We start from the raw sequence: 16,755 nt of genomic DNA, 5'->3' as shown, positions 1-16,755 counted from the left end.
CGCCCTCTCCATCGGACCGCTCGGCTCAGCCGCCCGTATAGGCGACGAAGTCGAGATGGGTGAGCGCCGTGCCCGGAGCGACGGTCGCGAACAGGACCGCCTCCACGCCGCCGGCGCCGTCCGGATCGTAGAAGATCGATCCGGTCGCGCTGTTGTAGATGATGCGATCGTCCGCATCGAAGGCGAAGCTTCCCGTCCGGAACGCGTTGGAGTTCAACGTTCCGTTCTCACCGATGCCGGAGAAGATCGACCGATCGAGGAAGATCGTGTCGTCGACCGGGCTGAAGTCGACGATGTGATCGACGTTGGTCGACATGTTGAGGGCGGTGTCGAAGTGGAAGCCGTCCTTGCCCGCGCCGCCGATCAACCGGTCGTTGCCGGTGCCGCCGAACAGCTTGTCGTCGCCGCCAAGCCCGTAGAGCACGTCGTCGCCCGCCATACCGCGCAGCGTATTGGCACCGGCATTCCCGTAGATCGTGTTGCCGATTTCGTTGCCGTTGAAGTTGATCGGATTGGTCCCGTTCGCGGCCGTGGTACGCAGGATCTCGACATGAACGCCCGCGCCAAGCGTATAATCTCCGCGCGAGAAGATCGTGTCGGTGCCCTCGCCCGGCAGCTCGATCACCACGTCGTTGGGATTGTCGATGATGTAGGTGTCGTCGCCGCGGCCGCCGACCAGCAGATCGTTGCCGGCGCCGCCGTCGAGCAGGTCGTTGCCGTCGCCGCCATAGAGCTTGTCGTCTCCAGCCATGCCGCGCAGCTCGTTGTCGCCGGCATTGCCGTAGATCGTGTTGGCGATCTCGTTGCCGGTGAGTTTGACAGCGGCGGTGCCGTTTGCGGCGGTGGTTCGCAGAATCTCGACGTGGGACCCGGCGGCCAGCGTATAGTCGCCGCGCGAGAAGACGGTGTCGGTGCCCTCGCCGGCGAGTTCGATCACCACGTCGGCGGAATTGTCGACCACATAGGTGTCGTCGCCCTTGCCGCCGCGCATGATGTCGATGCCCGCGCCGCCGTCGAGCAGGTCGTTGCCGTCGCCGCCGATCAGTTCGTCGTCGCCGGCACCGCCGTACAATTTGTCGTCGCCGCCGCGGCCTTCGAGCACGTCGTTGCCGGCATTGCCGCGCAGGATGTTGGCGGCTTCGTTACCGATCAGCCGGTCGTTGCCCGAACCGGAGCTGGCATTTTCGATGGTGACGCCGTTGGCGATGGTGAAGCCGCCATGGATGCCCCACACATGGGACACGTAGCCGCCGCCGCCCACTTCATATTTGAGCGTCGCGGGCCTGAGGTCGATCACCGCGTCGCGGCTGCCGGAATAGGTGATCTCGTCGATCCCGCCCGCGTCCCAGATCGAATAGAAGAAGGTGCCGGGCGCGTTCACGTCCTTCAGGACATAGGTGTCGTTGCCGGTCGCCCATTCCTCGTTGACGCCATATTTGTCCTGGATGACCGCGATGTCGAACGCCATCAGCCCGCCGAGCCAGCCATAGCCGGCATTGGTCGAGGCCTGGCCGTAGGGGGAATCGACCCATCCGTCCTCATAGGACATCATCGTGTAGACGCCCTGGTTGAGACCGAAATCGCCGGTCGTGTAGCTGAAGGCGGCGCCGCGCGAGGTGACGCCGTTCATCACGCCGGAACGGCCGCCGCCGTCATGCGGGTGGGCCATGCCGTGGCCGTGGCCGAGCTCGTGGATCAGCGTGACGAAGGTGAAGCCGCCCGGCGCCAGCCCTTCCGGATTCCAGCGCTCGTCGCCCGAATTGACTTCGGTCTGGCCGGCATTGCGTTCGCCCGGCGGGCTCATCCGGCCGAGCAGGCTCGCGCCCGGCCCCGGCGTGCCCTTGTAGGTGACGATCTTGAAATCCGCCTCGTAGCGGTTCTGCGTCTCGATATAGACGATGTCGGCGACCTTCTCATATTCCTTGAAGGCCGTTACGAAGGCGTCCTTCTCCCACTGCTCCATGCCGGCGGCGATCATGGTGGTGGTGAGGCCCGGATTGGTCGGATCCTCGTCCACGAACACGTCGCCCGCCTTGGCGAAATAGTAGGTGATGACGTTCTTGCCGGTGATGCCGTAGGGGTTCCAGGCATGGCCGGTGAACGGATTGCCGGTCTCGCGCGGGCCTTCCTCGCCGTCCGGATTGCGCGACGAGCCCTTGACCTGCGAGCCCCAGTCGAGCGCGTAGAGCGGGCTGTCCGGCTTGTAATAGGGCTTGTAGCTGAAGGGCGAGGCTTCGCGCAGGAACAGCTGATAGTCGCCGACGAAATCGCCGGTCGCGCCGGGCACCGGCAGCTCGTCATAAGCGCGCGCGTTGATGAAATAGGTGCCGCTTGCCTGCGGCGTGAAGGTGAGCAGCGCGTCGAGGCCGGACGGCGTGTTCGGCCCGCCGCCGTCGGCGACGACGAGCAGCTTGCCGGTCGCGTCGTAGAGTTCGAGATAGGCGTCGGCCAGCGGCACGCCCATCGGCCCGCCGACATGGGCATATTGGCCGATCTCATAGGTCTTGCCGGCCACCAGCTCGACCCGGAAGAAGTCCTGATCGCCCAGATAATCGAGCGTGTTGACGATCGTCTGGCCGACGGAGAGCGTGACCGTGCTGCTGATGTCGTCGGGCACGTTGTCGATGGTGATGACGCCCGGCGGAATGACGATCAGGCCGGTGTCGCTGCCGATCAGCACCTCGCCCAGATCGCGGGCCGCGGCTTCGTAATGGAGGGAGGACAGGCCAAGCTGATTGGCCCAATAGTTCATCGCCAGGCTCGACCTCTGCTCGCCTTCGCAAATCCAGCACATCTTCAGATCTCCTCAATCCTGAACCTCGGGAATGGCCGCGCGCGCCGCGAAGGCGCGGCGGCCGAAGGATTTGTCGCAACTCTTGAAGGTGGTGCGCTTGGGCCAGCCGCCGGGACGGCGGAAGCCGGGAAGACGCAGCTCAAAACCGGCCGCGAAGCGGCGGGGCCGAGCGGAAGGGCACGCGCCTCAGCCGAGCGCAAACCAGAGCGCCCTTGCTGAATATGTGCACGACCGATCGCTCAAGCCATTCGCCTCGCTGGCGTTTTCGCTGCCTACTGCTGCTGTTCAGAACATCCTGAAGCTGCGATGGTTCCATGACGCCAAAAGCCGGGCCCGGCGCAGGGGGGTTTCCAAAGGGTGCGGGCTTGATGATCGGCTCCGCCGCCGCCACATGGGCGCCATGCCGAAACACGACCCCGTTCCGCCGCGCGAGCCGCCGCCTGCGCGCCAGGGCCCCGATTATGCCCGGGCGGCCTCCGCCTGGGCGCGCTACAAGGCGATGATGAAGTGGATGGCGCTCGCCGCCTTCGTCTCGGTCCTGCTGGCGCTCATCTATCTGAAGGCGAGCGGGGTCGAGATGCCGATCCACGCGGTGATCGCCACCGTCGCCGGCGTCGGCCTCACGGTGCTGGTCGGCACCGCGCTGATGGGCCTCGTCTTCCTCAGCAACGCATCCGGCCACGACGACGCGGCCACGCATGGAGAATGGAATGACCCGGGAAGACGCTAGGCGCTCGCCGATCCTGAGGGTGGTGCCGGCGCCCGGCGACATCAATTCGAACGGCCACATCTTCGGCGGCTGGGTGCTGAGCCAGATGGACATCGCCGCCGGCATCGTCGCCTCGCGCGAGGCGGACGGGCCGGTCGCGACCGTCGCCATCGACGCGATGAAGTTTATCGCCCCGATCCTGCTGCACGACCTCATCTCGGTCTATGCCGAGGTGGAGCGGGTCGGCCGCACCTCCATCTCCATCCGCATCGAAGTGATCGCGAGCCGCGCGCGCGGGCGGGAGGAAGTGAAGGTGACCGAAGGGCTGTTCACCTTCGTCGCGCTCGACGAACAGCACCGCCCCCGCCCGGTGCGGCGCGACTGATCAGTCCCGCACCCGGACGCGGTAGTCGAGCGTCGCGGTGCCGTTCGCGGGCACATTGACCTTCCACAAAGGCATCGCCCGGCGCCGCTCCAGGCGGACGGCGGAGCGCAGGTCCCGCGCCGGCACCTCGATCTCGGCTTCATAGGCGACGGGCCGCGGCCCGTCGTTCGCGACCTCCAGCCGATAATGGGTCCAGCCGCGCGCGCTGCGAACCCGGACGTGGCGGGCACGCACGCCCGGCGCCTCGCCCATCTCCACTTCCACCTCTTCGCCGATCGCGCGGTCGCGCATCTCGCCCTCGCCGATCACCAGCCGCCTCTCCCCGGCCGAAAAGAGGACGAGATTGCCGGCCAGCAGCGGCAGGCCCAGCCCCTCGGCCGTGCGGTTGCGGGTCACCAGCAGCCGCCGCGCCGGCGCCCATTCGCCTGCCGGATCCGATCCGATGCGGTGGCGGTGGACGAGCCGCGCCTGCACGCCCGTCCGCCGCAGCAGCGCCACCTGCTTCTGGCTGTTGGCGGCGACGGTCACGGGCTCGGGGATGCGGTAGAGCTTGAGATCGCCCAGTTCCTCCTGCTCGGCGGTCATCACGGTGACGGGAGCGCTCTGTTCGAGATTGGGGCGGCCGATACGGGCGCCGGTCACCACGATCGCGGCCGTCGGCGGCGGCGGCGGAGCCGGCGGGGGCGGGGGCGGAGGCGGCGGCATGCCCCAGGGATCGAGCGGGATGTCGCTGGTCCGGCTGTGCGGCCAGCAGTTGAGCTGGATCGGCCCGCCCTCGCGCGGCTGCGGCGGCGTGCGCTGCCAGTTCAGCCAGCCCGCCACTGCTTGGGTCTCGGCCTCGGAGAAGCTCGTCTCGTCGGTGCTGGCGAGCGTCAGCCAGGCAAACAGGTCCACTTTCTGCCCGTCGTCCGACAGCTGGGCGATATAATCGGCCTGCCAGTCGAAGCCGGTGGCGATGTAGGACAAGGTGACGGTCGCGGTGAGCGGCTGGGCGCTGCGCACCCGCACCGACAAAGTGGGCCGGGCGTTGAGATCGGGCGGCACCTCGTCGACCAGCAAGGTCTCGCGCAGCCCGGTGCAGCGCAGCGCCTCGAACCCTTCCTCCGTCTCCAGCACCAGCAGCCCGCCGGCGCCGCTGCGCGCCACCGCCTGATATTCGCGCACGGCACCGGTCTCGAGCGAGGTCCGGCGCAGCGTGACGCGGCGGCCGAGCGAGCGGTCGATCAGCGTGCCCGGCGACAGCAGCAAGGCGTCGCGGTTCCGCTCCACGATGCCCTCGGGAAAGCCGGTGACGATCGCGCTTTGCGGCACGATCCCGCCGGCGACGCCCTCGAACCGCACCTCCGCCTCGCCGGCCGGGATCGATATGGTGCGGGTTTCGGACACCAGAGCGAAGCCGCCGAGCCAGCGCAGATTGGGCGCCTCTCCGGCCGGCCGGTCCGGGTTGCGGTAGATGGTGACGGCCACCCGCACCGGCGCGGGCGACGCGATGCGCGCCTGCGCCGCCGCCGGCTCCGGCCGCAAGGCGAGCAGCGCCAGGAGCAGCAGGAACAAAGGGCCGCCGCGGCGGAACACCGGGATCAGTACCGCGTGTCGAAGGTCGCCGTCACGGTGACGCTGCCGTTGGCGGGCACCGGCACCCGCCACAGCGCCTCGTCCGCGGTGCGGCGCTCGCTCGGTTGGCTCTCCGCGGCGATGCGCGTGTCGCCCCACAGGCCCTGCTGGATCAGGTCCACCGTCACCGGCTCCGGCCGCGCATTGGTGATTTCATAGCGCATGCGGCTGCGCCAGCGCTGGTTCGACAGCCGCTCCCGCTCCTCGACGATCGGGTGGATCTTGATGTCGAACGCTTGCCCGGTGGTGAGGCCGAGTTCGGACCCCATCGGCGTATGATCGATCGCGCTTTCGCCGACGAATTGCGGATTGCCGCGCGCGTCGCGCTGGTAGACGCGCACCGTCCCGGCCGGCAGCGCGTCGCCCAGGCCCTGCGCCCGGCCGCTGGAGAAGCGCAGCGTGGTGTTCGCGCTCTGCGGCTGTTCGGAGCTGCCGAGCCAGGGGTTGCGATATTCATAAACCCGCGCCGCCGGCGCGCCCGGCGCGTCGAGGAAGCTCACCTGCTTCGTCTGGCGGTGGGCGATGGTGGTCCGTTCGGGCAGCGGATAAAGATAATAGTCGCCGATCCGTTCCCGGTCCGACGTCTCGACGCCCGCGGCGCGCAGCCCGCGCGGCGGCGGAGGCGGAGGCGGCGGGGCATAGCCGCCGCGATAGGATCGGCCCGGTGCCGCCTGGCCGACCTGTCCCGCCACCAGCAGCACCGAGGCGTTGGTATAGGCCGTGCCGCTGTTGTTGGTGAGGGTGATCCAGCCCTGCACGTCCATCCGCCCGGCGCGCTCGTCGAACAAGGCGACATAATCGGCCGACCAGCCGAGGCCGGGCGTCAGATAGGTGAGCGTCGCCGGACGCCGCCCGCCGCGCTCGGTCTGCACCGTCACCGACAAGGTCGGCCGGGCGCGCAGATTTTCCGGCACCCGGTCGAAGATCACCCGCACCGGCAGGCCGTCGTCGCGCAGCACCTCGATCCGGTCGCCGATCTGCAGGATGACGCCGCCGTTCGCCGCCAGCACCCGCGCCCGCTCGCGCGTTTCGGCGCCGGTGGCGGGATTGGTGCGCACCAGCGTGATCGTCTCCCCCACCGCCTTCTGCATCAGCGCCTGGGGCGACAGCAGGTCGAAGTCGAAATTCTGCTCGACGATGCCGATGTCCGGCCCGGTCAGCGTCACCGTTTCGGCGCGGATCTGGCCGGAGACGTCGCGGAAATCCTGGCGCGAGCGGCCGGCGGGAAAATCGAGCTGCCGCGTGTCCTGCACCAGCGCCAGATCGTTGTTGTAGATCGTGACGGAGACGTCGCCCTGCGCGGTCTGCGAGGGCGGCGGAATGACCGGCTGGGCCAGCAAAGGAGCGGCCGCGAAGCCGCACAGCAACAGGACGCGACGCATCTACACGCTCCCCGAATGGATCGGGGAGCAGCGTCTACTTCGCTGCAGAAGCCGTCAACTAGAAATCGACCTGCGCCCGCGCGCCGAGCACGTTCACCGAATAGTCCCGCCGCCCGCCGGCGCCGAGCAGCGTCGCGTCGTCGTAGCGCAGATGCCCGTAATTCAGCATGAAGCGGACATAATCCTGCGGAATCCAGATCAGCGAGGCGAGGAAGGCGTTCTGCCGCCCGCCCATCGCGCCGGCGCCGCCGTTCAGATCGAGATGGTCGTAGCGCAGATTGACCTGCAGCGCGCCGAAGCCGCCGTCGCTGCCCAGCGGACGCGCCACCCGTGTCCGGTCGAAGCGGCCGTTGCGGTAGCCGCGGGTCTCGCCGGTCAGGAAATAGCCGACCTCCGCATAGCCGCCGAAGAAGCCGTGCTCCGCCCCGGCCAGCGTCTCCGCGTCCAGCCAGTGGATTTCCCCCGCCGCGTGGAACGGGCCGCGGATGAGCGCCGTCTCCAGCCCGTAATGCGTCTCCTGCGTCACGCGCAGCGGCGGCGTGCCGATGAAGCGGACATTGGTGGTGCGCAGGAACGGCCGCTGCCGGTAGCGGGTGGTGACGTTCGATTCGGCAAGGCCGGTCTGGTCCCGCCAGTGCGCCGAGCCGCCGAAGTGGAGCTGGGTCTCCCCAAGCTTGGGCGCATATACGAGCCGCGCGTCGACCCCGATCGATTCGTTCTCGTCGCCCAGCCCGCTGCCGCGATTGTTGTCGGCGAGGGCGGCGATGTCGTCGGTGAAGACGCCCGCCTCCGCGATCAGCGGGCCGCGGCTGTAGGTCGCCGACAGGCCGACCCTCCGCTCGAAGCCGAACGCGGTGGTGAAGGCGGCGCGCTCCATGAAGGACGTGAAATTGGCGCTGGTGACCCGCTCCAGCGACTCGAAGGCGTTGTGCTGGCCGAGCGTGAAGCCGAGATTGGGGCTTGCCTGGTAGCTGAGATAAGCGTCGGTGAACTCGACCGACCCGCCCGCGACGTCGACTTCAAAGCGGTAGCCGAACCCGCCGGGGACGGTGCCGTCGACGCCCAGCCGGGCGCGGCGGACCCGGTTGGCGAAGCCGAGGCCCGGATCGACGACCCCGGCCGGGCTCTCGACATGGCCGACGTCGAACTGAAGCCGGCCGCGCGGCTTGAACGACCAGCCGCCGGGCGCGGTGAACTGCGGCGCGCCCCGCCAGCTCGGCGCCGGCGCGGCCGGCGGCGCGGGAGGAGCAGCGGCGGCCTGCGCCGGCGCGGGCGCCGCGGGCGGAGCCGCCGCCTCGGCCGCGGCGCGTGCTTCCATCTCGGCGAGCCGCGCCTCGAGCGCCTGGACCTGCGCCCGCAGCGCGGCGATCTCTCCGGCGACGTCGCCGCCGCTCTGCGCCGAAGCGGGGGAGACCCCCGCCAGCGCGGTGGCGGCGAAGAGGCCGGCGAGAGCGAATTTCCTGTTGGTCATGCGGACCCCGAGATGACAGCCTGGTTGCGGGCCTAGGAAAGCGGGGTGACAGCTCGGCGTCACCTGCATGACCTTTTTGTTACGCCGCTTCCCCGCGGCTCGCCCTGACTCATGCCCCCGCCATCCCCCCCGGCATCGCCAGGCGGAAGATGGGCGTTCACGAGATCGCGGACGCGCGACGGTCGCGGCGCGGCGCGGCGGCCTTCCGCTACCTCCTCAGCGGCCCTTTTCGGGCATCGGAGCGGTGCCGTTGCCGGCGCCCGGTCCCCCCGTATTGCCTTCCGGCTGCGCGGCGACGTCCGATTCGTTCAGCACCGGCTGCGGCGTGCCCATGTCGCCCGCGGCGGGCGCGTCGGCGGCGCGCGCCGCTTCCTCTTCCGGGCTCCCATCCTCGCGCGGCGCCGGCGGCGGCGGAAGCGGGATCGGGCTGGAGCTCATCTGGTTCATGTAAACCATGAGGTCGGCTCGGTCCTGCGGATTGCCCATGCCGGCGAAGGTCATCTTGGTGCCCGGGGCGAAGTTGCGCGGCGAGCGTAGCCACTCGCTCATATTCTCCCAGGTCCAGGTCTCGCCCGAACGCTGACGCAGCGCGTCGGAATAGGTGTAGCCCGCCACATGGGCGATGGTGGCGCCCATATTGCCCCACAGATTGGGACCCAGGCCTTGCGCGCCGCCCTGTTCGATCGTGTGGCAGGCGGCGCATTTGCGGAACTGCTGCTCGCCGCGGCCGGCATCGGCGGTCTGCAGGAAGAAGGCGATCGGCTCCTCGCCGGGGGCCTCGCCGCCTTCCTCTTCAACGCCCTCGATCGGATAGCCCATCGTCTCCGGACGCTCGGCTTTGAACACCTCGCCGGTGACGAGCGAGGCGCCCAGGAGCACGATGCCCGCGCCCAGCACCCAGCCCGCAATCGTGTTGGTCCGATTGTCCATGTCCGCAGAAACCTCCGAGCTGCGCGGACCGGCCGCGCGCGAATGACGATGATTTGGCGCCCCCTTTATGCGGGCGGACGCCCGGGGGCAAGCCGCTCCGCTTCCGCCCAGTGGCGCAGCAGCGTGTGGGCGATCGCATAAGGCGGCGGCGCGAGGAACGGGGCGTCGGGCGCGCCGTCCAGCGCGGCGCGGATCTCCGCCCGGCTTGCCCAGAAGGCGTCCTCCAGCTCGTCGGCGTCGAGGCTGAGCGCGTCGCCTTCCGCCTCGGCGAGGCAGGCGATCATCAGCGATCCGGGAAAGGGCCAGGGCTGGCTGGCGACGTAGCGCACCTGGCGGACCGTCACGCCCGCTTCCTCGAACAATTCGCGCGCGACCGCCTCCTCCACCGATTCGCCCGGCTCGACGAACCCCGCCAGCGCGGAATAGCGGCGCGGCGGATATTGCGGCTGACGGCCGACCAGGACGCGCCCGTCATGCTCGGCGAGCATGATCACCACCGGATCGACGCGCGGAAAATGATCGGTGCCGCAGCCGCCGCAGCGCCGCCCCCAGCCGCCGCGGAAGAAGGCGGTGGCGGAGCCGCAGGCGCCGCAGAAAGGATGGCGCGCATGCCATTCGGCAAGGCTGCGCGCCGCGCCCCAAAGCGCCGCATCCTCCGGAGCCATGCGGGTGAGCAAATGGAAGACGGCCCAGGCCCGCTGCCCCGGGACCGGGCGCGCGAGCGGCGCGAACAGCGGCCGATCGCCGTCCAAGCCGAGGAATACCGTGTCGCGTCCCTCCTCCAGCTCGGCCAGCGATCCCCAGCTCAGCCGGCCGTCCGCGTCGAGCACGGGATCGAGGCCGTCGAGCCGCAGCAGCCGCGCGTCGAGCCGGGCGGCGAGTTCCGCCAGGCGCGCCTCGTCGAGGCGAAAACGGTCGGCCCGGTCGATGCCGGACCCGGTGAAACCGGTCTTCAAGCGGCCTGCCTCCATTCGATGCCGCGCGCGGCGAGCTTGGCGTAGAGCGTGGGAAGGCCGGCCTCGCCGATGCGGTCGATCGGCCACCAGATCCCCTCCCCCCGCTCCCGGGTTTCGGCGGCCAGAAGCCGCATGTCGAGCGCGAAATGGGTGAAGACATGGCCGACCGTCCCCGCGTCGCGCCAGTCGGCCGCCGCCGGCGGGCCCTCGGGCAAAGCGAGCATGCCGCCGAGCAGCCCCTTGGGCGGGCGGCGGACGAGGAGGACGTGGCCGTCATGTTCCAGCCAGTAGGCGGTGCCGTCCCGCTTCGGCTTCGGCGCCTTGGCGGCCTTCAGCGGATAGAGCGAAGGCGTGCCCTCCTCGAAGGCGGCGCACTGGGTCCGGAGCGGGCAGGCGCCGCAATCGGGCGCGCGCGGCGTGCAGATGGCGGAGCCCAGGTCCATCATCGCCTGCGCGAAATCGCCGGCGCCTTCCTCCGGGACCAGAGTCGCGGCGAGCGCGCGCAGCCGTGTGCGCGCCTTGGGCAGCGGCTCCTTCACGGCGCAAAGCCGGGCGACCACCCGCTCGACATTCCCGTCCACCGCCACCGCCCGCTTGCCGAAGGCGATCGCGGCGATGGCGGCGGCGGTATAGGGGCCGATGCCCGGCAGCTTGACGAGCGCCGCCTCTTCGTCCGGGAAGCGGCCGCCATGATCGGCCGCGACGGCGCGGGCGCAGGCGAGCAGGTTGCGGGCGCGGGCATAATAGCCGAGCCCCGCCCAGGCGGCCATCAACTCCCCGTCCTCGGCGGCGGCGAGCGCCTCGACCGTCGGCCAGCGGCGGGTGAAGGCTTCGAAATAGGGCTTCACCGCCGCGACCGTCGTCTGCTGCAGCATGATTTCGGACAGCCAGACGCGGTAGGGATCGGGCCGCTCGCCGGATTCCGCCCGCCACGGCAGGCGCCGCTTATCCACAGCATACCAACACAAAAGTGCGCGCGACACATCGACGGACATGGTGCGCGTATGCCATGCTCCCGCTCATGGCGAAATCGGGCGAACCGAAGAAAAAACAGCCGGCCGAAGCGCCGCGGGCGAAGCGCGCGCGCGCGGTGGCGGACATGCTTCCGGTCGTGGGCGGCGCCGCCTTCCGCCGCTTCGGCTTCGTCCAGAGCGCGATCGTCAGCCGCTGGCGGGAGATCGTGGGCGAACGCTACGCCGCCGTCTCCTCCCCGGAATCGATCCGCTTCCCGCCGGGCAAGCGCAGCCAGGGCGTGCTGACGCTGGTCGTCGAAGGCGCGCACGCGCCGATGATGCAGCATGTCGCCCCAGTGATCGTCGAGCGCGCCAACCGCTTCTTCGGCTATCCGGCGGTGGAGCGGGTCGCCTTTCGTCACGGCGTGGTAAAGCTTGCTCGCGCCAGGGGGCGGACGGCGCCGCCGTCGCTCCGGCCGATCCCGGCCCATCTCGGCGACTCGCTGCGCGGCATCGCCGATCCGAAGCTGAAGGCGTGCCTGGAATCGCTTGCGCGCGGGCTCGATGCGCGCGATGCCCCGCCCGCGGTCGCCGCGATCCCGGTCGTCGGCAAGATTGGAGACGTGAAGAGATGAAGATCAAAGTGAGCGTCGCGGCAATGGCGCTGGTTCTCGCGCTCGGCGCCTGCGGCGGCGGTGACGGCAACGGCGGCACGGCCGCGGTCGGCAGCGAGCAGCTGCAGCTCGAACCCATCGCCGCGCCGAACAACGGCGACTGGACCGAAGTGGTCGAGCGCACCGACGAAGGCGGCTTCCGGATGGGCAATCCCGACGCGCGGGTGAAGCTCGTCGAATTCGCGTCGATGACCTGCCCGGCCTGCGCGTCCTTCTCGGGCGCGGCCAGCGAGTCGCTCAAGAACGATTATATCCGTACCGGCCATGTGAGCCTGGAATTCCGCAACTTCGTGCGCGACCCGGCGGACGCCACCGCCTCGCTGCTGGCGCGCTGCCAGTCGCCCGCCGCCTTCTTCCGTTTCACCGAACAGCTGTTCGCCGAGCAGAGCAGCTGGATGGGCAATATGACGGAGCAGGAAGCGAACGCGATCCAGGCGATGCCGCCCGAGCGGCAGGTGCCGGCGCTCGCCGCCGCGCTGGAGCTCGACCAGTTCTTCCGCCGCCGCGGCGTTCCGGAAGCGGAGGTCAATGCCTGCCTGTCGAACCAGCAGGAGCTGGCGCGGCTCGCCGACTTGACGCGCGTCGCCAACGAACGCCACGGCGTCGCCGCGACGCCGAGCTTCCTGCTCAATGGCGAGTTGCTTGAAACCGGCGCCGACTGGCCGCGGCTCGAGGCGCGCATCCGGGGCGCGCTGGCGCGATGAAGGCGAAGCGGCTCGTCATCGCGGCGCTCGCCGGCGCGGCAGCGGTGGCGGCGCCGCTCGCCATCGCGCCCGCCCAGGCGCCCAAGGCCGCCAAGGCGCAGCGCGACTGGACCCAGGTGATCGCCCGCACGCCGGAAGGCGGCTTCCGCATGGGCAATCCCGAAGCGCCCATCAAGCTGGTCGAATATCTCTCGCTCACCTGCGGCCACTGCGCCACCTTCGCCGCCGAAGGCATGCCGGCGCTGCTGAACGAGCATGTCCGGCCCGGGCGCGTCAGCGTCGAATATCGCAACTTCGTCCTCAATCCGTTCGACCTCTCGGCCTCGCTGCTGAGCCGCTGCGCCGCCGACCGGCGCTACTTCGCGCTGAGCGGCGAGATCATGGCGCGCCAGTCCGAATGGATGGGCCGGGTCCGCGACCTGGATCGCGCGCAGGTCGAGGCGATCGACAGCCTGCCGCCGATGGCGCGGCTGGCGCGGATCGCCGAGATCACCGGCCTCACCGACATCGCCGCGCGCCACGGCATCAACGCCGATGCGGCGCGCGCCTGCCTTGCCGACGAAAACGGCGTCGCGCGGCTGGTGCAGATGCGGGAGGCGGGCACCGCGCTCGGCGTCCACGGAACGCCGAGCTTCCTCGTCAACGGCCGGCTGGTCGAGGCGCATCACTGGGCCGCGCTCCGGCCCCTGCTCCGCCCGCCCGGCGGACGCTAGCGCCGCCATGCGGGCCGGGGGGCTGGGATGCGGATAAAGCGGCTCAAGCTGTCGGGCTTCAAGAGCTTCGTCGAGCCCGCCGAACTGCGCATCGAGCCCGGCCTCACCGGCGTCGTCGGCCCGAACGGCTGCGGCAAGTCCAACGTCCTCGAGGCGATCCGCTGGGTGATGGGCGAATCGAGCCCGAAATCCATGCGCGGCGGCGGGATGGAGGACGTGATCTTCGCCGGGACCGCGCTCCGCCCGCCGCGCGAATTCGCCGAAGTCACCCTGATGCTGGAGCGCGAGGCGGCCGACGTCGCCGGCGATGTCGGCGTCGCGCCCGAGGGCGAGGTGGAGGTGACCCGCCGGATCGAGCGCGGCGCCGGCTCCGCCTACCGGGTGAACGGCCGCGACGTCCGCGCCAAGGACGTGGCGCTGCTGTTCGCCGACGCCGCCACCGGCGCCCACTCCCCCGCCCTCGTCAGCCAAGGCAAGATCAGCGCCGTCATCGCCGCCAAGCCGACCGAGCGGCGGCTGATGCTGGAGGAAGCGGCCGGGATCGCCGGGCTGCACGTGCGCCGCAAGGATGCCGAGCAGAAGCTGCGCGCGGCCGAGGCGAACCTCGCCCGGGTGGACGAGCTGCTGGGCGACATGGAGCAGCGCGCCGCCGCGCTGAAGCGCCAGGCCCGCGCCGCGGAGCGCTACCGCCGGCTGTCCGACGAGATCCGGACCGCCGAGGGGCGGCTGATCTTCGCCCGCTGGCGCGAGGCGGCGACGGCGGCGGAAGCGGCGCGCAAGGAGGCCGAGGCCGCGAGCGCGGCGGTGGAGCGCGCGGCCGAGGCCCAGCGCGCCGCCGCGGCGCACCAGCATCAGGCGGCGCGCGACGTCGCCGACCGCCGCGCCGCCGCGCTGGCCGCGCGCGAGGAGGCGCAGGCGCTCGGCCACCGGCTCGCCGCGCTGAAGGCCGAGCTCGGCACCGTCAGCCGCCGCATCGCGGAACTGACGCAGCGCCGCGCGACACTGGCGTCCGACCAGGCGCGCGAGGCGGCGCTCGGCGAGGACGCCAAGGCCGCGCTGGAGCGGCTGGAGGCGGAGCAGGCCGCCATCGCCGCGCGCCTCGCCGACGCGGAAAGCCGGCGCGGCACGATCGACATCCGCACCGTCGAACATGAGGACGCCGCCCGCGCGGCGGAAGCGGCGCTCGCCAAGGCGCGCGCCCGCCAGGCGGCCGAGCAGGCGGAGGCGCGGGTCGCGCGCAGCGCGCTGGACGCCGCCCGCGCCCGCCTCTCCCGCGCCGAGGCCGAGGCCGCCCGCGTGCGCGCGCAGATGGGGGAGCTCGGCGACGAAGCGCCGCTGGTCGACGCCCGCCGCGCCGCCCGCGCCAAGAAGGACGCCGCCGAAAAAAGCGCCGTCGCCGCCGGCGAGGCGGTGCGCGCCGCGGAGGCCGACCGCCAGCAGGCGGCGGCGACGCGCGACGCCGCCGAGAGCGAAGGCGCGTCGGCCCGGGCCGCGCTCGCCGCGCTCGAGTCCGAAGCCAAGGCGCTGCGCAAGGCGGTGGAAGGCGCGGGCGGCGACCGCGCGATCCATCATCTGAAGGCCGCGCCGGGCTACGAACGCGCGCTCGCCGCCGCGCTCGGCGACGATCTCGACGCCTCTCTGTCCGGCGACGCCGCCCGGCGCTGGACCGGGGCCGAGGCCGACCCGCGCGACCCGGCGCTGCCGGAGGGTTGCGAAAGCCTCGCCGCGCATGTGGAGGCGCCGGCGGCGCTGGCGCGGCGGCTGCGGCAGATCGGCGTCGTCGACAAGGACGATGGCACCCTGCCCCTCGCCGTCGGCCAGCGGCTGGTGACGCGCGACGGACTTCTGCGCCGCTGGGACGGCTATGTCGCGACCGGCCTCGGCGCCGCCGCGGCCGAGCGGCTGATCCGCGTCAACCGATTGTCCGAGATCGAGCGGGCGCTGCCGGGCGCGGCGGACGCCGTGGCGCGGGCGCAGGCGCGGGTCGACGCGGCGCGGGCGCGGATCGAGGCGGCGCGCGAGGCTGCCGACGCCGCCCGCCGCGCCGAGGCCGAAGCCGCCGCCGCCATTCGCGAGGCGGGTCGCGAGGAAGACGCCGCGAACGTCGCGATCGAGCGGCTGGAGGTGCGGCGCACCGGCCTTGCCGAACGCGCCGACCGCGCCGAGGCCGACGTCGCCGACGCGCGCGCGGCCGAGGCGGAGGCCGCCGCCATCGTCACCGCGCTTCCGGACGCGGCGGCGACCGACGCCGAAGTGGCGGCGCTGCGCGAGACCGCCGAAGCGGCACAGCGCGCGCTCGCCGACGTGCGGGCCGAAGCGGCGACCCATGCCCGCGCGGTCAGCGCCGACCGGCAGCGCGCCGAAGCCGCGGCGCGGGAGACGGCGGACTGGAAGGTTCGCGCCGCCGATGCCGCCAAGCGCCGCGCCGACATGGCCCGCCGCATCGCCGAGGCCGAGGCCGAGGCCGGGAAGCTCGCCGACGCGCCCGAGCGGCTGGCCGGCGAGGTCGAGCGCCTGTCGGGACAGGCGACCGCCGCCGCGGAGGCCGCCGAAGCCGCCGCCGCCCACGAGCGCGCCGCCGACGAGCGGCTGCGCGAGGCCGAACGGCGGCTCGCCGACGCGGGCGAGGCGCTCAGCATCGCGCGCGAGGCACGGGCCGGCGCCGCCGCCCGCGCCGAAAACCAGGAAAGCCGCCGCATCGAGATGGGCCGCATCTCCGGCGAGCGGTTCGAATGCCCGCCCCCGCTGCTTCCGGAGAAAGCCGGGTTCGACGAACAGGATGTCGGCGCGGCGCAGGACGAATCCGCCCGGCTCGACCGCCTGACCGCCGACCGCGAGCGGATCGGCCCCGTCAATCTGGTCGCCGAGCGGGAGCTCGCCGAGCTCGAGGAGAATCGCGTCTCCTCCCAGGCCGAGCGGGAGGAGCTCGGCGTCGCCATCCACCGGCTGCGCGGATCGATCGGCAGCCTCAACCGCGAGGGCCGGCTGCGCCTGCTCGCCGCCTTCGAGGCGGTGGACCGCCATTTCCGCAGCCTGTTCACCACCCTGTTCGACGGCGGCCAGGCGCATCTGGAGCTGGTGGAATCGGACGATCCGCTGGAGGCGGGGCTGGAGATCATGGCCCAGCCGCCGGGCAAGCGCCTGTCCACCCTCACCTTGCTGTCGGGCGGGGAACAGGCGCTCACCGCGGTCGCGCTGATCTTCGCGCTGTTCCTCACCAATCCGGCGCCGATCTGCGTCCTCGACGAAGTCGACGCCCCGCTCGACGACGCCAATATCGAGCGCTTCTGCGACCTGCTCGACCGGATGGTGGGCGAGACCGACACCCGCTACCTGATCGTCACCCACAACGCGGTGACGATGAGCCGCATGCACCGCCTGTTCGGCGTCACCATGGTGGAAAAGGGCGTCAGCCGCCTGGTCAGCGTGGACCTGGGCGGGGCGGAGCGGCTGCTGGCGGCGGAGTAGCG

Annotated in this window: 13 protein-coding genes; 6 read left to right on the top strand and 7 right to left on the bottom strand. The window is 71.3% G+C overall.

Going from position 1 to position 16,755, the window contains the following annotated elements; all coding sequences use genetic code 11:
• Positions 1-25: 25 nt before the first annotated feature.
• Entirely contained in the window at positions 26-2,794 is a 2,769-nt protein-coding gene (locus tag ACK4K7_RS05140) for a M10 family metallopeptidase C-terminal domain-containing protein (RefSeq protein WP_431864154.1), read from the bottom strand.
• 400 nt (positions 2,795-3,194) lie between these two features.
• Between ACK4K7_RS05140 and ACK4K7_RS05135 the strand changes: the two genes are divergently transcribed.
• Entirely contained in the window at positions 3,195-3,524 is a 330-nt protein-coding gene (locus ACK4K7_RS05135) for a hypothetical protein (protein WP_431864153.1), read from the top strand.
• Entirely contained in the window at positions 3,505-3,888 is a 384-nt protein-coding gene (locus ACK4K7_RS05130; protein WP_431864152.1) for an acyl-CoA thioesterase, read from the top strand. Before ACK4K7_RS05135 ends, ACK4K7_RS05130 begins: the two co-directional genes overlap by 20 nt.
• Here ACK4K7_RS05130 and ACK4K7_RS05125 read toward each other — a convergent pair whose 3' ends face one another.
• The 6 genes from ACK4K7_RS05125 to mutY all read right to left on the bottom strand — a co-directional run bounded on the left by ACK4K7_RS05125 (position 3,889) and on the right by mutY (position 11,236).
• A complete protein-coding gene (locus ACK4K7_RS05125) occupies positions 3,889-5,463 on the bottom strand; it encodes a DUF4139 domain-containing protein (protein ID WP_431864151.1) in 1,575 nt (524 codons plus the stop codon).
• 5 nt (positions 5,464-5,468) lie between these two features.
• Positions 5,469-6,884 (bottom strand): DUF4139 domain-containing protein, encoded by a 1,416-nt coding sequence (locus tag ACK4K7_RS05120; RefSeq protein WP_431864150.1) that lies wholly within the window; start codon positions 6,882-6,884, stop codon positions 5,469-5,471.
• A 58-nt stretch (positions 6,885-6,942) separates the two neighbouring features.
• Positions 6,943-8,355: an OprO/OprP family phosphate-selective porin gene (locus ACK4K7_RS05115; protein WP_431864149.1), complete on the bottom strand. Its 1,413-nt coding sequence runs from the start codon at positions 8,353-8,355 to the stop codon at positions 6,943-6,945.
• Positions 8,356-8,571: 216 nt separating this feature from the next.
• On the bottom strand, positions 8,572-9,285 hold the full coding sequence (locus ACK4K7_RS05110) for a c-type cytochrome (RefSeq protein ID WP_431864148.1): 714 nt from the start codon (positions 9,283-9,285) through the stop codon (positions 8,572-8,574).
• 65 nt (positions 9,286-9,350) lie between these two features.
• Positions 9,351-10,256, bottom strand: a complete 906-nt coding sequence (gene nudC / locus ACK4K7_RS05105; protein WP_431864147.1) for an NAD(+) diphosphatase — start codon at positions 10,254-10,256, stop codon at positions 9,351-9,353.
• The gene (gene mutY, locus ACK4K7_RS05100; protein WP_431864146.1) at positions 10,238-11,236 is read right to left on the bottom strand and encodes an A/G-specific adenine glycosylase; all 999 of its coding nucleotides are present in this window, start codon (positions 11,234-11,236) and stop codon (positions 10,238-10,240) included. Before mutY ends, nudC begins: the two co-directional genes overlap by 19 nt.
• 26 nt (positions 11,237-11,262) lie before the next feature.
• Between mutY and ACK4K7_RS05095 the strand changes: the two genes are divergently transcribed.
• The 4 genes from ACK4K7_RS05095 to smc are packed head-to-tail and all read left to right on the top strand — an operon-like array spanning position 11,263 to position 16,753.
• Positions 11,263-11,829: a DUF721 domain-containing protein gene (locus ACK4K7_RS05095; RefSeq protein ID WP_431864145.1), complete on the top strand. Its 567-nt coding sequence runs from the start codon at positions 11,263-11,265 to the stop codon at positions 11,827-11,829.
• The gene (locus ACK4K7_RS05090) at positions 11,826-12,572 is read left to right on the top strand and encodes a thioredoxin domain-containing protein (RefSeq protein ID WP_431864144.1); all 747 of its coding nucleotides are present in this window, start codon (positions 11,826-11,828) and stop codon (positions 12,570-12,572) included. Before ACK4K7_RS05095 ends, ACK4K7_RS05090 begins: the two co-directional genes overlap by 4 nt.
• Positions 12,569-13,285, top strand: coding sequence for a DsbA family protein (locus ACK4K7_RS05085; protein ID WP_431864143.1), 717 nt, complete (start codon positions 12,569-12,571; stop codon positions 13,283-13,285). Before ACK4K7_RS05090 ends, ACK4K7_RS05085 begins: the two co-directional genes overlap by 4 nt.
• Positions 13,286-13,312: 27 nt before the next feature.
• On the top strand, positions 13,313-16,753 hold the full coding sequence (gene smc, locus ACK4K7_RS05080; RefSeq protein WP_431864142.1) for a chromosome segregation protein SMC: 3,441 nt from the start codon (positions 13,313-13,315) through the stop codon (positions 16,751-16,753).
• Positions 16,754-16,755: the final 2 nt, after the last annotated feature.

It is taken from the genome of Allosphingosinicella sp. (genome assembly GCF_046295735.1).
Taxonomy (GTDB): Bacteria; Pseudomonadota; Alphaproteobacteria; order Sphingomonadales; family Sphingomonadaceae; genus Allosphingosinicella.
The sequence above is the reverse complement of the archived record's forward strand: the minus strand, read 5'-3'. Positions and strand labels throughout refer to the sequence as shown.